The following is a 13,849-nucleotide window of genomic DNA, read 5'->3' as shown; positions in this document are numbered from 1 at the left end:
TATCGCTCCGTCACTCCACTCCCTGCTCGAATCCCCGTCGAACGGGTGGAACGGACCGCGGCTCGCTCCGCTCGCGGTGCGGCCCGAGAACACGCCGGGACAGGGATTTGAACCCTGGATCCCAAAGGGAACACGCTTTCCAGGCGTGCGCCTTACCACTCGGCCATCCCGGCTCGGTCGAACCTACCGCCCTGCGCCGTTTAAGTTCTTCCTTTCGCCCGACCCGGCGGCCGTCAGGTACACGTCACCCCGGGCCGAGCCACGACGTAATGGCGACGCTGACCGAGGAGGACTCCGGTAAGATCCTCGTCGACGCTGAGGGGGAAGAGCTCGGAATCGTGACCGGCGTGGAAAACGGGACGGCGTACTTCGACCCCGACCCGAGCGTCTCGGAGGGGGTGCTCGCGGCGTTCGGCCACGCCGACACCGACTCCGACGACCTCGAACTCCCGTTCGACTCCGTCGAGACGGTCACCGACGACGAGGTGAGACTGACGGGCGACGTCTGACCGCGCGGCCGGCGACCGCTCCCCGACCGACCCCTCCGTCCTCCGTTTTTTCACCCGACCAGCCGGCGCTCCGCCGCGTACGCCGCGACGGCGGCGACCCCCCCGACGACGACCGCGAGACCGAGTCGACCGGGGACGTCGACCGGGAGGGGCACCCCGAGGAGCGTCGCTCCCTGCGCGAGCACCAGGAACGCGAGCGCGCCGACCGCGCCCCACAGCAGCGCCGACCGTCGCCGCCGGCCGCTCACTCGACGTCGACGACCGCCTCGATCTCGACGCCGACGCCCTTCGGGAGCGCGCCCGCCTGGACCGCCGACCGCGCGGGCGGGTCGTCGCGGAAGTACGACGCGTACGTCTCGTTCATCTCCTCGAAGTCGCCGATGTCCGCGAGGAACACCGTCGTCTTCAACACGTCGTCGGCGCTCGCGCCCTCCGACTCGACGACCGCGAGCAGGTTGTCGAGCGCCTGTTCGGTCTGGGTCGCGATGTCCGCGTCGTCGAGCAGTTCGCCGTCGGTCGTCAGCGGGATCTGCCCCGCGGTGAACATGAGCGACCCGTTCGTCGTCGCCTGACTGTACGCGCCGACCGCCGCGGGCGCGTCGTCGGTGGAGATGACTCGCTTCACGGCTCCAGACGGGACCGGGATCACCTTAAATCGCGGCGACGTACCCGCGGACGTGTCACGCCGCCGCCCCGCGGTCGGAGCCGTCCTCCTCGCGTCGCTCGCCCTCCTCGGAGCCGCCCTCGCGCGCGCCCGCCGGGCGGCCGCCGCTGTCCCGCTGTCGCCGCTGTCGGCGGGCGGCCGCGTCGGCGCCGACTGGCCCGAACGGGCGGGCGTCGTCACCGACGAGGCGCCCGCCGGCGAGATGGACGACCTGACCGAGTTCGCGCGGCCGGGGTTCGACCCCGACCGGGTCGCGCCCGCCGTCCGCGCGTTCTACGAGCGGACCGGCGACTACCGGATGGCCTACCGCGCCCGCTGGCACGCCCCGTTCCGGTCGGGCGCCGCGCTCGTCTCGCCGCTCACGAGCTTCCTCGGACAACTGAACCTCCCCGGCCGCGGCGGCGGCGGCCGCCTCCGGAGCCGGTTCGCGGCCGTCACAGCCGATGCGGACCCCCGCGAGGGGGCGCGGGCGTGGGTCCGCACCCGCCCCGACGGGACCGCGGTGTTCGTCGCGGCGTACGCCCACCACGAGTCCGGGGGCGAGCGGTTCGTCAACGTTGCCGTCCCGCTGCCGGGCGGCAACCTCTCGACGGTGCTCCGGGTCGACCACCTCGACGCGGACGGCGACGCGAGCGACGCCGAGAGGGGGGAGACGGGCGGAACCGGCGTCCGCCTCCACACCGACGGCGACGACCCGGGACTGTACCTCGTCACGCCGCTGGGGGCGTTCGCGCTCCCGGTCGACCAGGCGTTCCGCGTGTGGCCCGCCGGAGCGACGGGCGCGTACTCGGTCGACGCCCCCGACGTATCACGGCTCTCGGACGCGGCCGCCGGGACCGATGCGGGCGTGGTCGCCGACCACCGCATGTGGCTGTTCGGCCGGCGCTTCCTGACGGTCACGTACCGCGCGGTGCCCGCGGGGTCGGCGGGCGCCGCTCCGTCCGACTCCGACGCGCCCCCGGGTTCGGACCCCGACGCCTGACTACGCAAGCACGTCGACGGTGTAGCCGTTCGCTTCGAGTGCGGCCACGAGTTCGGCGGCGTGGTCGTCGTCGTGGGTTTCCAGTTCTATCTCCACCTCGGCGGCGTTGACCGCGATGTCGCGGGAGGTCCGGTCGTGGTGGATCGCGTAGATGTTGGCGTCGGCGGCCGCGATCACCTCGACCAGCCGTTCGAGCGCGCCCGGGCGGTCCTTCAACTCGGTTCGGATCTTGAGGTAGCGACCCATCTCGACCAGCCCGCGGACGATCACGGTCGTGAGGGTGTTCATGTCGATGTTGCCGCCACACAGCGCGGGCACGACCGTCTCGCCCGCCTCGTAGTCGAACGCGCCGGTCAGAAGCGCCGCCAGCGGCGCCGCGCCCGCGCCCTCGGTCAGCGTCTTCGAGCGTTCGAGCAGGTGGGTGAGCGCGACCGCTATCTCCTCGTCCTCGACGGTCACCACCTCGTCGACCCGCTCGCGGATCACCTCGAACGTGCGCTCGCCCACCTCCCGAACCGCGATGCCGTCGGCGATGGTGTCGACGCTGTCGAGTTCCTGTCGCGCGCCCTTCGTCAGCGAGTCGGCGACCGACGAGGCGCCGCTGGCCTGCACGCCCACCACGCGCACGTCGTCGAGGCGGCCGTCGAGCGCCGTCGAGACGCCCGAGATGAGGCCGCCGCCGCCGATGGGCACCACCACCGTGTCCACCTCGGGACACTGCTCGGCTATCTCCAGGCCGATGGTGCCTTGCCCCGCCATCACCGCCTCGTCGTCGAACGCGTGGACGTACGTCCGCCCCTCCTCGGCTTCGATCTCGTGTGCGCGCCCTTGGGCCTCGTCGTAGTCGACCCCGTGGAGGACGACTTCGCCGCCGTACCGGCGGGTGGCGGCCACCTTCGAGACGGGCGCGTACTTCGGCATCACGATGGTCGAGTCGACGCCCGCCCGCGTCGCCGCGAGCGCGACCCCCTGGGCGTGGTTGCCCGCCGACGCCGTCACCACCCCGCGGTCGCGCTCCACCGCCGAGAGGTCCGCGATCCGGTTGGTCGCGCCGCGGATCTTGAACGACCCCGTCCGCTGGGTGTTCTCCAGTTTGAGGTGGACGTCGGCGCCGGTCATCTCGGAGAAGGAGTAGGAGTACTCCAGCGGCGTCTCCCGCGCCACCTCCATCACGCGGTCGCGCGCCGCCAGCACGTCGTCGAACGAGAGCATACGTGGGGTAGCCGGCGCTCGCGGTTTAGCCGTTTCCGTCGAAAGGGAATGGGGGAATGCACGCGTGTGACGTGCAGGTGTACGAAGCGGCCGCGGATACATAAATGTGAGTCACGCGCGGCGGAAGTGAAATCGATAGACGGCGACGGGATCGTGTCGGTGTATGACGGCCGTCCGCCGCCCGTCCCACGTATGAAGTTAGTGGCCACTCGCGACCCGGACGCTGGCCCCGTCGAGGTACGCCCGAACGCGCTCGGCGAACGGGCCGTCGCCGGGCCAGCGGGCGTCCGCACCCAGCCGTTCCGGGTCGCCCACGTACGTCGCCACCTCGTCGGGTTCGTCCGCGTCGCCCGCGTACGGCAGGGTCACGCGGACGTACAGGCCGTCGTCGACCCCCTCGTAGGCGTCGAGCGCGGCCACCTCCTCCGTCCGGAGCAGGCGGCCGCCGACCGCCGGGGGACCGCCGCCGCTCTCGCCGCCCCCGCGGTCCCAGCCCGCCCCGGCGTCCGCGCCGGCCGGCGGCGCGAGCGTCGGGTACTCCCCCTCGACGACGCGGAGTCCCTCGAGGGTCGCGGTCCCGACGAACACGAACGAGTCGAGCACCGCCCGGACCCGCTCGGGTTCCGTGAGCGTCCCGTAGACGAACGCGTACACACGCCGGTCGACGCCCCGCGAGCGCTTGGCCGTTTCGCCGGCTGGGTCGGTCCGGCGGTTCGCCGGGTCGGTCCGACGATTCGCCGGTTCGGCGCTCGCCGACCCCGCCGTCGACGGTCCGCCGCCGCGCGGCCCGCGGCCCGTGGCTCGCGCCGACGCGTTCCGGTTCCGGTAGCGTGAAACCGCGACCGGCCGACGCCGCTCCATGGATACCGGCCGGCTGACGGGCGTCTGGAAGCGGGTGCTCTCGCTGGCGTGGCCGGTCATGGCCGAACAGACGTTCCGCACGGCGATGCGGACGACCGACGTCATCGTCACCGCGCAGTTCTCCCCCGCCGCGGTCGTCGCCATCGGTCTCGCCGACCTGTACGCGCGGTTCCCGCTGCGGATCGGTCTCGGTCTCGGCGGCGGCGCCATCGCGCTCTCCAGTCAGGACACCGGCGCGGCGGCCGCCGCCAACCGCGACGAGGCGGTCACGCAGGCGCTCGTGATGGGCGCGCTCCTCGGACTGCCGTTCGTCGCCGTCGGCGCGCTCTTCGGCCGGGACCTGATCGCGCTTCTCGGCGCCGCCCCCGAAACCGCGCGGCTCGGGGGGACGTACCTCGCGGTCGTCTTCGCCACCGCGCCCGCCCGCCACGTCGCGCTCATCGGCGCGCGCTCGCTCCAGGGCACCGGCGACACCCGCACGCCGATGTACGTCAACGTCGTCGCCAACGGCCTCAACATCGCGGGGTCGGTCGCGCTCGGCCTCGGCGTCGGGCCGTTCCCCCGCCTCGACGTGGTCGGGGTGGGGCTGGCCACCGCGGGCGCGAACGTCTTCACCGCTCTACTGCTCGTGCTCGCGTTCGCGACGTCGTGGGCGGGCGCCACCCTCGTCAGGCCGCGCGACCCCGTCGTCGCGCGGCAACTCGTTCGCGTGTCGGCCCCGCGGGTGCTGGAGGGCTTCTCGGCCGCCGTCGCCGAGTTCCCGTTCAACAGCCTCCTGTTGGCGTTCGGCACGCCCGTCAACGCGGGGTTCCAGATCGGTCGGCGGATGTACCAGCAGGTGACCGGCCCGCTCTCGCGGGGGTACAACGTCGCCGCGAGCGTCCTCGTCGGGCAGTCGCTCGGCGACGGCGACCCCGACCGTGCGCGCTATCAGGGGTACGCCGTGGTCGCGCTCGGCCTCCTCACCGTCGGCGCCGTCGGCGCGGCGCTCGTGGCGCTCGCGCCCGCGTTCGTGCGCGTGTTCGACGTGGCCGCCCCCGCGGTCCCGTACGGCGTCGCGTTCGCCCGCGTCTACGGCGTCACCGCGCCGTTCCTCATCGCGTTTTCGGTACTGTCGGGCGCGCTCCAGGGCGCCAGCGAGACCCGCATCCCGCTCGTCGCGCGGCTGACCGGCACGTTCGGCTTCCTTCTGGGGCTGTCGTACCTCCTCGGAGACACCCTCGGCTACGGGCCGGTCGGGGCGTACTGGGGCGTGGGTCTCCAGTTCGTCTGGATGGCGCTCGTCGTCGCGGCCGGGTTCCGCTACTCCGGGTGGGCGTCGCGGGCGGCGGCGATGATGGCCGAACGCGGCAGCGGGAGCGAGGAGAACGAGGACCCGCAAGTGGAGGAGACGGGCTGACCGGCCGACCGGCCGACCCGTCGGTGCGGCCCGCGCGAGGGCCGACGAGCCGTCGGCTATCGGGTGTCGTCTCGAAAAACGTGGCGGGTTGACCGGTCGTCGTCGGCCGACGTGTCGCGACCTACTCCGAGCGTCGCATCCGGAGCGCCTCGCGGCCGAGCAGACCGACCGCGACGCCGACGCCGAACCCCTTGAGCATCGCCGCGCGGCGGCGCGACTCGTACTCCTCGGGGAAGTTCTCGGCCATCACGTCGAGCAGTCGGTCGCCGACCTGGCTCCGCATCTCGTCGCCGCGCTCTCCGGCCTCTTCGCGGGCCTTGGTGGTCTCCTCGCGGACGCGTTCGGTGTACTCTCGTCGCTGCTCGGGTGTTAGTTTGATATCCATACTGGATAGTACGTATCCCTGAAGATATAAGTTTCTTGGCCGTGCGACTCCGTGATCCGAAATCCGACCCCGCCCGTCAGGCTATCGCCCGTCGAACCACCGCCGATCCGGGCGTCTGCGACACCGACGACGGAAGCGTCGGCGCCGCGCACCCGTCCGTCTCCGCGCCGCGACGCCGACGACCCGACTCCTCGCCTCTACCGCTCGTCGACCGGGACCCACTCGGCGTCCGTCTCGCCGACGTACCGCGCCCGCGGCCGGATCAGCCGGTTGTCCTCGTACTGCTCCAACACGTGCGCGACCCAGCCGCCGACGCGCGAGACGGCGAAGATGGGGGTGAACACGTCGATCGGGATCCCCATCTGGTAGTACGTCGACGCGGAGTAGAAGTCGACGTTCGGCGCCAGCCCCTTCTCGTCCATCACGTACTCCTCGATGTCGACTGACATCTCGTACCACTTGGTGTCGCCCGCCGCCTCGCCCAGTTCCTCCGAGCGCGCGCCGAGGATCTTCGCGCGGGGGTCCTTCACGTCGTAGACGCGGTGACCGAAGCCGGCGACCCGGCGGCCCTCGTCGAGGGCGGTCTCCACCCACTCGGTGGGGTTCCGGTCGGCGTCGTCGACCTCCTTGAGCATCCGCATCACGTTGGCGTTCGCGCCGCCGTGGAGCCCGCCCGACAGCGTGCCGATCGCCGACGTGACCGCCGAGTGGATGTCCGCGAGCGTCGAGGCGGTCACCATCGCGGAGAACGTCGACGCGTTCAGCCCGTGGTCGGCGTGGAGCACCAGCGCCTGGTCGAACACGTCCGCCTGGACGTCGTTCGGCTCCTCGTCGTTGAGCATGTAGAGGAAGTTGGCCGCGTGGTCGAGGTCCTCGCGGGGTTCGACCGGGTCGTCGCCGTCGCGGATCCGCGCGAACGCCGCGAGCGCGGTGGGCATCTTCGCGGTGATCCGCCGGCCCTTCCGGACGTTGGCCTCGCGGTCCTGCGGGTCGGCGTCGGCGCGGGCGTCCTCGTCGGCCGCCGAGAAGGACGACACCGCGGTCCGCATCGCCGCCATCGGCTCCTCGTCGGCCTCCGCGAGCCGCCGAACCGTCTCCATCGCGTCCTCCGAGAGGTGTCGTTCGGCGGACATGGCCTCCTCGAACTCGTCCAACTCCGACCGGGTGGGGAGTTCACCCTCCCACAGGAGGTACAGCACCTCCTCGTAGGTGGCGTGCTCCGCGAGGTCCTCGATGGCGTACCCGCGGTAGACGAGCCGTCCCTCGCCGCCGTCGATGTAGCTCAGACCGGACTCGGCGACCAGCACGCCCTCGAGTCCACGCTTGAGTTCGTCGGACATGGCTCGAATTTCCAGCGGACCGCCGAAAAGCGTTGTCGTTGCGACGGCTGCGGCCGCGAACCGCGGGCCTCGTCCCGCCAGCGTGCGGCTCGCGCCGCCGCCACCGACAGCCGCGCCGTCTGCGGGTTCTCCTTCGTGATCCTCCCGGTCGATCGGCGGGCGGCGCCGCTCCGAGTCGGGCGTCGCTGGCGAGAACCTCCCACGCCGTCACGTCGGCGAAAAGTCGAACCTCAGTCGGTCGCGCGGCTTCCCCCGCGCACGTCGAGTCCGTCCGGCTTACGCGTCCGCGAGCGGGTAGTCCTGCTCTTCGGCCGCGAGCAGTTCCTGGTAGCGGTTCCGGATCGTGACCTCGCTCATGTCGGTCGCCTCGCTGACCTCCGCCTGCGTCAGCGACGCGTTGGTGAGGATGCCCGCGGCGTAGATGGCCGCCGCCGCGAGTCCGACCGGCGACTTGCCGGAGTGGACGTTCTCGCGCTTGCCGGTCTCGAGCAGTTCCCGCGCCCGCCGCTCCGTCTCGTCGGACAGTTCGAGGTCCGACGCGAACCGCGGGAGGTACTCGACGGGGTCGGCGGGCTGGATCTCCAGGCTGAGTTCGCGGACGATGTAGCGGTACGCCCGCTCGAACGTCGCCTCGTCGACCCGCGAGACGCGCGTCACCTCGTCGATCGACCGGGGGACGTTCGCCATCCGGGCGGCCGCGTGGAGGCTCGCGGTGGCGATCCCCTCGATGGAGCGGCCGGGCAGGAGGTCCTCGTCGAGCGCCCGCCGGTAGATGACGCTCGCGGTCTCGCGGACGTTCTCGGGCAGTCCCAGCGCGCTGGCCATCCGTTCGATCTCGCCGAGCGCCTGCTTGAGGTTCCGCTCGCTGTGGTCTCGGGTGCGGAACCGCTCGTTCCAGGTGCGGAGCCGCTGCATCTTCTTGCGCTGGGTGCTCGACAGCGAGTTGCCGTACGCGTCCTTGTTCTGCCACCCGATGTTGGTCGACAGCCCGTTGTCGTGCATCATGTTCGTGGTCGGCGCGCCGACCCGGCTCTTCTGGTCCTTCTCGCCGGCGTCGAACGCGCGCCACTCCGGCCCGTGGTCGATCTCGTCCTCGTCGACGACTAGCCCGCAGTCCGCACAGACCGTCTCGGCGCGCGCGTCGTCGGAGACGAGTTTGCCGCCGCACTCGGGACAGCGCTCGCGCTCGTCGCCCCCTTCCTGTTCTCGCTCCTGCTCGTTCGTTCGAGTTACATCCCGCTCGGTGGACTCGTGGCGTGTTGACTGACTCATTGTGAAACGGGGAGGCCGCCCGTCCGACCGCGCCCGGGACGGGACGACTTCACTCACAGTTAGGGGAGGGATGCTCATAAGTGATCGGGTATTTTGCGCCCGAATTATAAAATAGGAAACCAGAATTCACGGCCCATGCGGCCTCTGAAGCGTGTTACCCGATTGCGTCCTCTTTCACCGGTCGGATTGGAGGCGGGGCGCGGCCGTGCGGTCGGCGAGCGACCGGCAGGTCGGGCGGGTGCGGCGGGGATTGGTCGCCGTGGGTGGGTCGCCGGGGCGTACGGCCGGGACGACGCGCCGGGCGACGGCGGCTCAGTCCGCGGAGATGCGGCAGCCGTCGGCGTACTCGACGCCCTCGATGGAGTCGATAGGTTCGTCGCCGCAGACGGGGCAGTCGGGGTTCGGGCGGTACGGCACCGTCTCGAACGACAGCGCCGTCGCGTCGTAAAAGAGGAGGCGGCCCGCGAGCGTCTCGCCCGCGTCGAGGAGGAGTTTCACCGCCTCCGTCGCCTGGATGCAGCCGAGCGTCCCCGGGAGCACGCCGAGCACGCCTGTCGTCGCGCAGTCGGGCACCTCGCCGGGGTCGGGCGCCTCGGGGAACAGACACCGGTAGCACGGCCCGCCGGGGACCAGCGTCGTCGCCTGCCCCTCGAACTTGTAGACGGCGGCGTGCGCGACGGGGACGCCCGCCAGCCTCGCGGCGTCGTTGACGACGTAGCGCGTCCGGAAGTTGTCCGAGGCGTCGACGACGACGTCGTACCCCTCGACCAGTTCGCGGGCGTTGTCGGGACCGACGCGCGTCTCGTACGCCTCCACGTCGACGTCCGGGTTGAGGTCGCGGACGTACTCGGCGGCCGACTCGGCCTTCGGTCGCCCCACGTCGGCGTCGGCGTGGACCACCTGCCGCTGGAGGTTCGACCGCTCGACGGCGTCGTCGTCGGCGACCCCGACCCGCCCGACGCCCGCCGCCGCGAGGTACTGGATCGCGGGCGCCCCGAGTCCCCCCGCGCCGACGACGAGCACCGACCCGTCGAGTAGCGCGGCCTGCCCCTCCGGCCCGACCCCGTCGAGGATGATGTGCCGGGAGTAGCGGTCGAGTTGGGTGGCGTCGAGCGAGAGTCCGCTCATGCGCCCGGCTTGGCGGCCGGCGCGAATAAGCCCACGGTCCGGCGACCGATCCGCGCCGGGAGCGGTCGCGGCGCCGCCGACCCGCGGCGGGACCGTCGACGGCCGCACCCAACGGGAGCGAGGCGGCGCCGCCGCGGCCGCCGGGATTATGCCACCGTCCCCCGTACGCCCCACCGCTCATGGATTCGATCGGATCCGACGGGGTGGAACGGTGAGCGACGACGGCTCGGCGCCCTCGCGGCTGGCGCGCCTGCTGTTCGGCGGCGCCATCGTCGCGTTGGTGGGCGGTAACTTCCGGGACATGGAGGGAGCCGTCGAGTACGCAGAGGCGAACGACGTCCCGATGGCGGACGTGCTCGTCCCGTTCGCGAGCGGGATGGCGACGGTCGGCGCCGTCGGCGTCGTGCTCTGGCGGCTGCCGACGCTCGCGGCGGGCGCGGTGGCGACGTTCCTCGCCGGCACCACGCCGACGATGCACGACTTCTGGAACGCCGACGACGAGGGAGAACGCGAACGGCAGCGGCTCCACTTCCTCAAGAACGTCGGCCTGTTCGCGGCCGCGCTGGCGTTCGTCGGCCACGCGCGCTCGTCGGACGACGGCGGCGGCGGCGGCGACGCCGACGGGAGCGACGACGACGCGGGCGGCGCCCTCGACGAGGCGGGCGACGCGCTCGCCGACGCCGAGGTGGACCTCGACCTGACCGACGACGCCGACGGCGCCGAGTCGGTCACCGCCGACTGACCCGGCACGACCGCCGGCGCCGACGCTCGGGTTCGGCTCCCGATGGCGGGTTCCGACTTCCGGCCCCTTTTGGGTCGCGCGGCCGAACAGCGGCCGTGACGGACAACCGTCGGTTCCACCTGGCGAAGCGACCCGAGGGAACGCCCGGCGACGACACGTTCGACCTCCGCGAGGTCGACCGGCCCGACCCCGGACCGGGCGAGGCGCTCGTGCGGGTGCTGTTCCTCTCGGTCGACCCGTACATGCGCGGCCGGATGAGCGCGGCGGAGTCGTACGCCGACCCGTGGGAGGTCGACGGGCCGCTGTACGGCGCCGCGGTGTGTGAGGTGATCGAGTCGAACGGCGCGACCGTCGACGAGGGGGCGACCGTCGTCGGCAACGTCCCGTGGGCGGAGTACGCGGCCGTCGACGGGAGCGACCTCACGCCCGTCGACACGGGCGAACTCCCCGTCTCGACGGCGCTCGGGGTGCTCGGGATGCCCGGTCGGACCGCCTACTTCGGCACCCGCGAGGTGGCACAGCCCCGCGCGGGCGACACGATGGTCGTCTCGGGGGCGGCGGGGGCGGTCGGCTCCGTCGTCGGCCAACTCGCCGAGCTACAGGGTGCAGACGCCGTCGGCGTCGCCGGCACCGACGAGAAGGTCGAGTGGCTCACCGAGGAGTTGGGCTTCTCGGCGGGTATCAACTACGACACCGAGGACGTGGGCGCCCGCCTCAACGACCTGACCGACGGCGTCGACGCCTACTTCGACAACGTCGGCGGTCCCGTGACGGACGCGGTGTTCCCGCGGCTCGACGTCGACGCCCGCGTCGCCGTCTGTGGACAGATCGCGCTGTACAACGCCGAGGAGCGCCCCACCGGTCCCCGGAAGCTCTCGGACCTGATCCGGACCCGCGCCAGCGTCGAGGGGTTCCTCGTCGGCGACTTCGCGCCGCGGTTCGCCGAGGCGACCGCCTTCCTCCGCGACCGGGTGGCGAGCGGCGACCTCTCCTACCGGGAGACGGTGACCGAGGGGTTCGAGAACGCGCCCGACGCGTTCCTCGGCCTCTTCGAGGGCGAGAACGTCGGCAAGCAGGTCGTGAAGGTGGCCGACCCCGACGGCGAGTAACCGGCACCCGTCCCGGCTCATCCCCCGGTCCCGGCTCACCCCCGGTTCCAGTTCACTCCCCGTCGACGCGTTCGAGGAACATCACGTTCGCGCGGCCGACGGCGTCGAAGTCGCGGAGTCGGTAGAGGAGTTCGCGTATCTCCGCGGCGTCGCCCCGGCAGAACACCGTTTCGAGACACCACTCGCCCTCGTGGGCGTGCGCCGTCGTCCGGATCACGTCCTGGTACTCGTGTTGGAGCGCGTGGAGTTCGCCGATGACCGTGGCGTGCTCGTAGTCGAACGCGATGGCGGCCACCACGTCGCCGGTCACGCGTTCGAGTCGGTCGTGTCGCTCGACGTACTCGCGGACGGCTTCCCGAACCGCCCGCGACCGCGAGTCGAACCCCTCCGCCTCCCACACCTCGTCGAACGCCGCCAGCGTCTCGGCGGGCAGGTTCACGCTCGTTCGCATACCCGGAGGCTCGGCGGCGGGCGCCTAAGAGGTCGTTATTACGGTTTCCCGGCCGCGTGCATAACAACCCTCATTCGACCCCCGGCCCGACACCGACCGTGCACGTGCCCGTTCCGCCCGTCGGCGTCGTCCCGACGGGGCTCGCGCTCCCGGCGCCGGGGCGGTCCTGCTCGGTGTCGTCCACGGCGTCGAACCCGGTCACGGCTGGCCCGTCGCCGCCGCGTACGCGCTCGACCGGTCGAACAGGTGGTTCTCGGGGCTGGCGGCGAGTCTCCTCCTCGGCGTCGGCCACCTCGTCAGCAGCGTCGCGATGGTCGGCGTCTCCTTCCTCGCGAGACGGCAGTTCGACCTGGCCGGCCTGACCGACCCGGTCGTCCTCCGCGCGGGCGACGCCGCCGTAACCGTCGGGAGCCGGATGGGCATCGTCGCGGGCGTCCTCCTGATACTCCTCGCGTACGCGAGTACCGCAACGGCCACTCGCACGACCACTCGCACGACGACCACGACCACTCGCACGACCACGGCTCGCTCGACGACGCCGCGGACCGCGGGCTGTGGGGCATCGCGTCGGCCGCGTTCGTGCTCGGGTTCGCCCACGAGGAGGAGTTCGAGATAATCGCGCTGTGTACCGGGTCGACGTTCTGTCTCGAACTCATGGCGGCGTACGCGCTCGCGGTGATCGCCGCGCTGGTGGCGCTGACGCTCCCGTTGGTCGCGGGCTACTACCGGTTCGAGGCGCGCGTCGAGGCGTACGCCGGCTACCTCCCGCTGTTCTCGGCGGCCGTACTGGTCGTCATGGGCGTCGGGTTCCTCCTCGGGCTGTTCTGAGACGCTCGCGACCGCACGGCCCGCCGGCCACCCGATACCTGCCCCGCGCGGCCCGCCGGCCGCTCACGAGAACCTGATCCCGGGGTCGGACACGTCGTCGTCGTTCGCCGCCACGTTGACCAACAGCGGCGTCGTCGCCTCCACCTCGGGCGCGCTCGCCAGCCCGCCGGCGTCGAGCGCCCGCAGGCCGTCTATCTCCTCGGCCAGTCGCGCCACCGTCGCCTTCGCGTCGTCGTCGTCGCCGAACACGAGCGTGTCGACGCCCAACGCCGCGTCGAGGTCGGCGAGTCGGCTGGCGGCGAGCGTGTGGAACGCGCCCACCACGGGCGCCTCGTCGGGAACCGCCCCGCGGACGAGCGCGGCCACGCTGCCCGCGCTCGGCGGGTGGGAGTGGACCCCCTCGTCGTCGCGTCTCGTCCCCGCGGCGGGCGTGACGACCACGGTGTCGCCGTCGAGTCCGCTCGCGACCGACGCGACGGTGTCGGCGACGTGGTACGCCGGGACGCAGAGTACGGCCACGTCCGCCCGGTCGGTCACCATCGCGTTGTCGAACCCCTTGACGGTCGCCTCGCGGTCGCGGTCGGCGACGGCCGCCGCGTACCGCTCGGACGCCTCGCGCGCCCGCTCGGGGTCGCGCGAGCCGACCAGGAGTTCGTGGTTCGTGTCGTGGCCCCACCGGAGCGCGAGACCCGCGCCGACGTCGCCGGTGCCGCCGAGGAGCGCGATTCGCATGCGGGGAGGGTGGGAGGGGCGGGCGGTAAGCGTTACGCGCCCCGCGGCACGGGCGTCCGACTCACGCGTCGCTCCCGCTCCCCGCCTCGGCGCCGCCCCGGCTCCCGTCGCGGCCGTCCCCGGACCCGTCGTCGTCCGCCGGGCGCGGGTAGCGGTACGCCGCCGCGGCGCCGACGACGCCGGCGGCGAGTCCGACGGCGACGCCGGTCTCGGGGGGACCCCCGACGAGGCGGGG

The 13,849-nt window shown here is 72.4% G+C and carries 15 protein-coding genes, 1 tRNA gene and 1 pseudogene; 6 read left to right on the top strand and 11 right to left on the bottom strand.

Translation table 11 applies throughout. The features are described 5' to 3' along the window. Positions 1 to 92: 92 nt before the first annotated feature. Positions 93 to 173 (bottom strand) — tRNA-Ser (locus K933_RS12580). 96 nt (positions 174 to 269) lie between these two features. Between K933_RS12580 and K933_RS12575 the strand changes: the two genes are divergently transcribed. Beyond that, entirely contained in the window at positions 270 to 509 is a 240-nt protein-coding gene (locus K933_RS12575; protein ID WP_023395116.1) for a hypothetical protein, read from the top strand. Between the two features lie 50 nt (positions 510 to 559). Here K933_RS12575 and K933_RS12570 read toward each other — a convergent pair whose 3' ends face one another. Both K933_RS12570 and K933_RS12565 read right to left on the bottom strand, forming a co-directional pair. Then, positions 560 to 757, bottom strand: a complete 198-nt coding sequence (locus K933_RS12570; RefSeq protein ID WP_023395115.1) for a hypothetical protein — start codon at positions 755 to 757, stop codon at positions 560 to 562. Beyond that, positions 754 to 1,134, bottom strand: coding sequence for a Rid family detoxifying hydrolase (locus K933_RS12565; protein ID WP_023395114.1), 381 nt, complete (start codon positions 1,132 to 1,134; stop codon positions 754 to 756). Before K933_RS12565 ends, K933_RS12570 begins: the two co-directional genes overlap by 4 nt. Positions 1,135 to 1,186: 52 nt before the next feature. Here K933_RS12565 and K933_RS12560 point away from each other — a divergent pair, with 52 nt between their 5' ends. Continuing rightward, positions 1,187 to 2,155 (top strand): hypothetical protein, encoded by a 969-nt coding sequence (locus tag K933_RS12560; RefSeq protein WP_023395113.1) that lies wholly within the window; start codon positions 1,187 to 1,189, stop codon positions 2,153 to 2,155. Here K933_RS12560 and ilvA read toward each other — a convergent pair whose 3' ends face one another. Together ilvA and K933_RS12550 are read right to left on the bottom strand one after the other, a co-directional pair. Then, positions 2,156 to 3,367, bottom strand: coding sequence for a threonine ammonia-lyase (gene ilvA, locus K933_RS12555; RefSeq protein ID WP_023395112.1), 1,212 nt, complete (start codon positions 3,365 to 3,367; stop codon positions 2,156 to 2,158). Positions 3,368 to 3,565: 198 nt separating this feature from the next. After that, positions 3,566 to 4,021: a gamma-glutamylcyclotransferase family protein gene (locus K933_RS12550; protein ID WP_049947856.1), complete on the bottom strand. Its 456-nt coding sequence runs from the start codon at positions 4,019 to 4,021 to the stop codon at positions 3,566 to 3,568. Between the two features lie 205 nt (positions 4,022 to 4,226). Here K933_RS12550 and K933_RS12545 point away from each other — a divergent pair, with 205 nt between their 5' ends. Continuing rightward, positions 4,227 to 5,627 carry an MATE family efflux transporter gene (locus tag K933_RS12545; RefSeq protein WP_049947853.1) on the top strand — a complete coding sequence of 467 codons (1,401 nt, stop codon included), beginning with the start codon at positions 4,227 to 4,229 and terminating at the stop codon, positions 5,625 to 5,627. 121 nt (positions 5,628 to 5,748) lie between these two features. Here the strand turns inward: K933_RS12545 and K933_RS12540 are convergent, their stop codons facing one another. From K933_RS12540 to ubaA, 4 genes are all read right to left on the bottom strand, one after another. After that, positions 5,749 to 6,012 carry a hypothetical protein gene (locus tag K933_RS12540; protein ID WP_023395109.1) on the bottom strand — a complete coding sequence of 88 codons (264 nt, stop codon included), beginning with the start codon at positions 6,010 to 6,012 and terminating at the stop codon, positions 5,749 to 5,751. Between the two features lie 197 nt (positions 6,013 to 6,209). Beyond that, entirely contained in the window at positions 6,210 to 7,352 is a 1,143-nt protein-coding gene (gene citZ, locus K933_RS12535) for a citrate synthase (protein ID WP_023395108.1), read from the bottom strand. A gap of 276 nt (positions 7,353 to 7,628) precedes the next feature. Then, on the bottom strand, positions 7,629 to 8,624 hold the full coding sequence (locus K933_RS12530; protein WP_023395107.1) for a transcription initiation factor IIB: 996 nt from the start codon (positions 8,622 to 8,624) through the stop codon (positions 7,629 to 7,631). 312 nt (positions 8,625 to 8,936) lie between these two features. Continuing rightward, a complete protein-coding gene (gene ubaA, locus K933_RS12525) occupies positions 8,937 to 9,752 on the bottom strand; it encodes an SAMP-activating enzyme E1 (protein ID WP_023395106.1) in 816 nt (271 codons plus the stop codon). Between the two features lie 211 nt (positions 9,753 to 9,963). Between ubaA and K933_RS18020 the strand changes: the two genes are divergently transcribed. Both K933_RS18020 and K933_RS12515 read left to right on the top strand, forming a co-directional pair. After that, positions 9,964 to 10,494, top strand: a complete 531-nt coding sequence (locus K933_RS18020) for a DoxX family protein (RefSeq protein ID WP_023395105.1) — start codon at positions 9,964 to 9,966, stop codon at positions 10,492 to 10,494. 95 nt (positions 10,495 to 10,589) lie between these two features. After that, positions 10,590 to 11,603, top strand: coding sequence for an NADP-dependent oxidoreductase (locus tag K933_RS12515; RefSeq protein ID WP_023395104.1), 1,014 nt, complete (start codon positions 10,590 to 10,592; stop codon positions 11,601 to 11,603). A 52-nt stretch (positions 11,604 to 11,655) separates the two neighbouring features. Here K933_RS12515 and K933_RS12510 read toward each other — a convergent pair whose 3' ends face one another. Continuing rightward, positions 11,656 to 12,054 carry a CopG family ribbon-helix-helix protein gene (locus K933_RS12510; RefSeq protein WP_023395103.1) on the bottom strand — a complete coding sequence of 133 codons (399 nt, stop codon included), beginning with the start codon at positions 12,052 to 12,054 and terminating at the stop codon, positions 11,656 to 11,658. Between the two features lie 166 nt (positions 12,055 to 12,220). Here K933_RS12510 and K933_RS12505 point away from each other — a divergent pair. Further along, positions 12,221 to 12,882: pseudogene (locus tag K933_RS12505) on the top strand (hypothetical protein). Between the two features lie 63 nt (positions 12,883 to 12,945). On the opposite strand, the gene npdG reads toward K933_RS12505, so the two are convergent. Next, the gene (npdG, locus tag K933_RS12500) at positions 12,946 to 13,614 is read right to left on the bottom strand and encodes an NADPH-dependent F420 reductase (protein ID WP_023395100.1); all 669 of its coding nucleotides are present in this window, start codon (positions 13,612 to 13,614) and stop codon (positions 12,946 to 12,948) included. Between the last annotated feature and the right edge of the window lie 235 nt (positions 13,615 to 13,849).

Origin of the sequence: Candidatus Halobonum tyrrellensis G22 (assembly GCF_000495475.1) — an archaeon.
Classification (GTDB): domain Archaea; phylum Halobacteriota; class Halobacteria; order Halobacteriales; family Haloferacaceae; genus Halobonum; species Halobonum tyrrellense.
The sequence above is the reverse complement of the archived record's forward strand: the minus strand, read 5'-3'. Positions and strand labels throughout refer to the sequence as shown.

Bases quoted from the DNA above. Each gene is read 5' to 3' on its own strand.
- citZ (WP_023395108.1), bottom strand. From the start codon at position 7,352: ATGTCCGACGAACTCAAGCGTGGACTCGAGGGCGTGCTGGTCGCCGAG.
- ilvA (WP_023395112.1), bottom strand. From the start codon at position 3,367: ATGCTCTCGTTCGACGACGTGCTGGCGGCGCGCGACCGCGTGATGGAG.
- K933_RS12540 (WP_023395109.1), bottom strand. From the start codon at position 6,012: ATGGATATCAAACTAACACCCGAGCAGCGACGAGAGTACACCGAACGC.
- K933_RS12530 (WP_023395107.1), bottom strand. From the start codon at position 8,624: ATGAGTCAGTCAACACGCCACGAGTCCACCGAGCGGGATGTAACTCGA.
- K933_RS12575 (WP_023395116.1), top strand. From the start codon at position 270: ATGGCGACGCTGACCGAGGAGGACTCCGGTAAGATCCTCGTCGACGCT.
- K933_RS12510 (WP_023395103.1), bottom strand. From the start codon at position 12,054: ATGCGAACGAGCGTGAACCTGCCCGCCGAGACGCTGGCGGCGTTCGAC.
- K933_RS12545 (WP_049947853.1), top strand. From the start codon at position 4,227: ATGGATACCGGCCGGCTGACGGGCGTCTGGAAGCGGGTGCTCTCGCTG.
- ubaA (WP_023395106.1), bottom strand. From the start codon at position 9,752: ATGAGCGGACTCTCGCTCGACGCCACCCAACTCGACCGCTACTCCCGG.
- npdG (WP_023395100.1), bottom strand. From the start codon at position 13,614: ATGCGAATCGCGCTCCTCGGCGGCACCGGCGACGTCGGCGCGGGTCTC.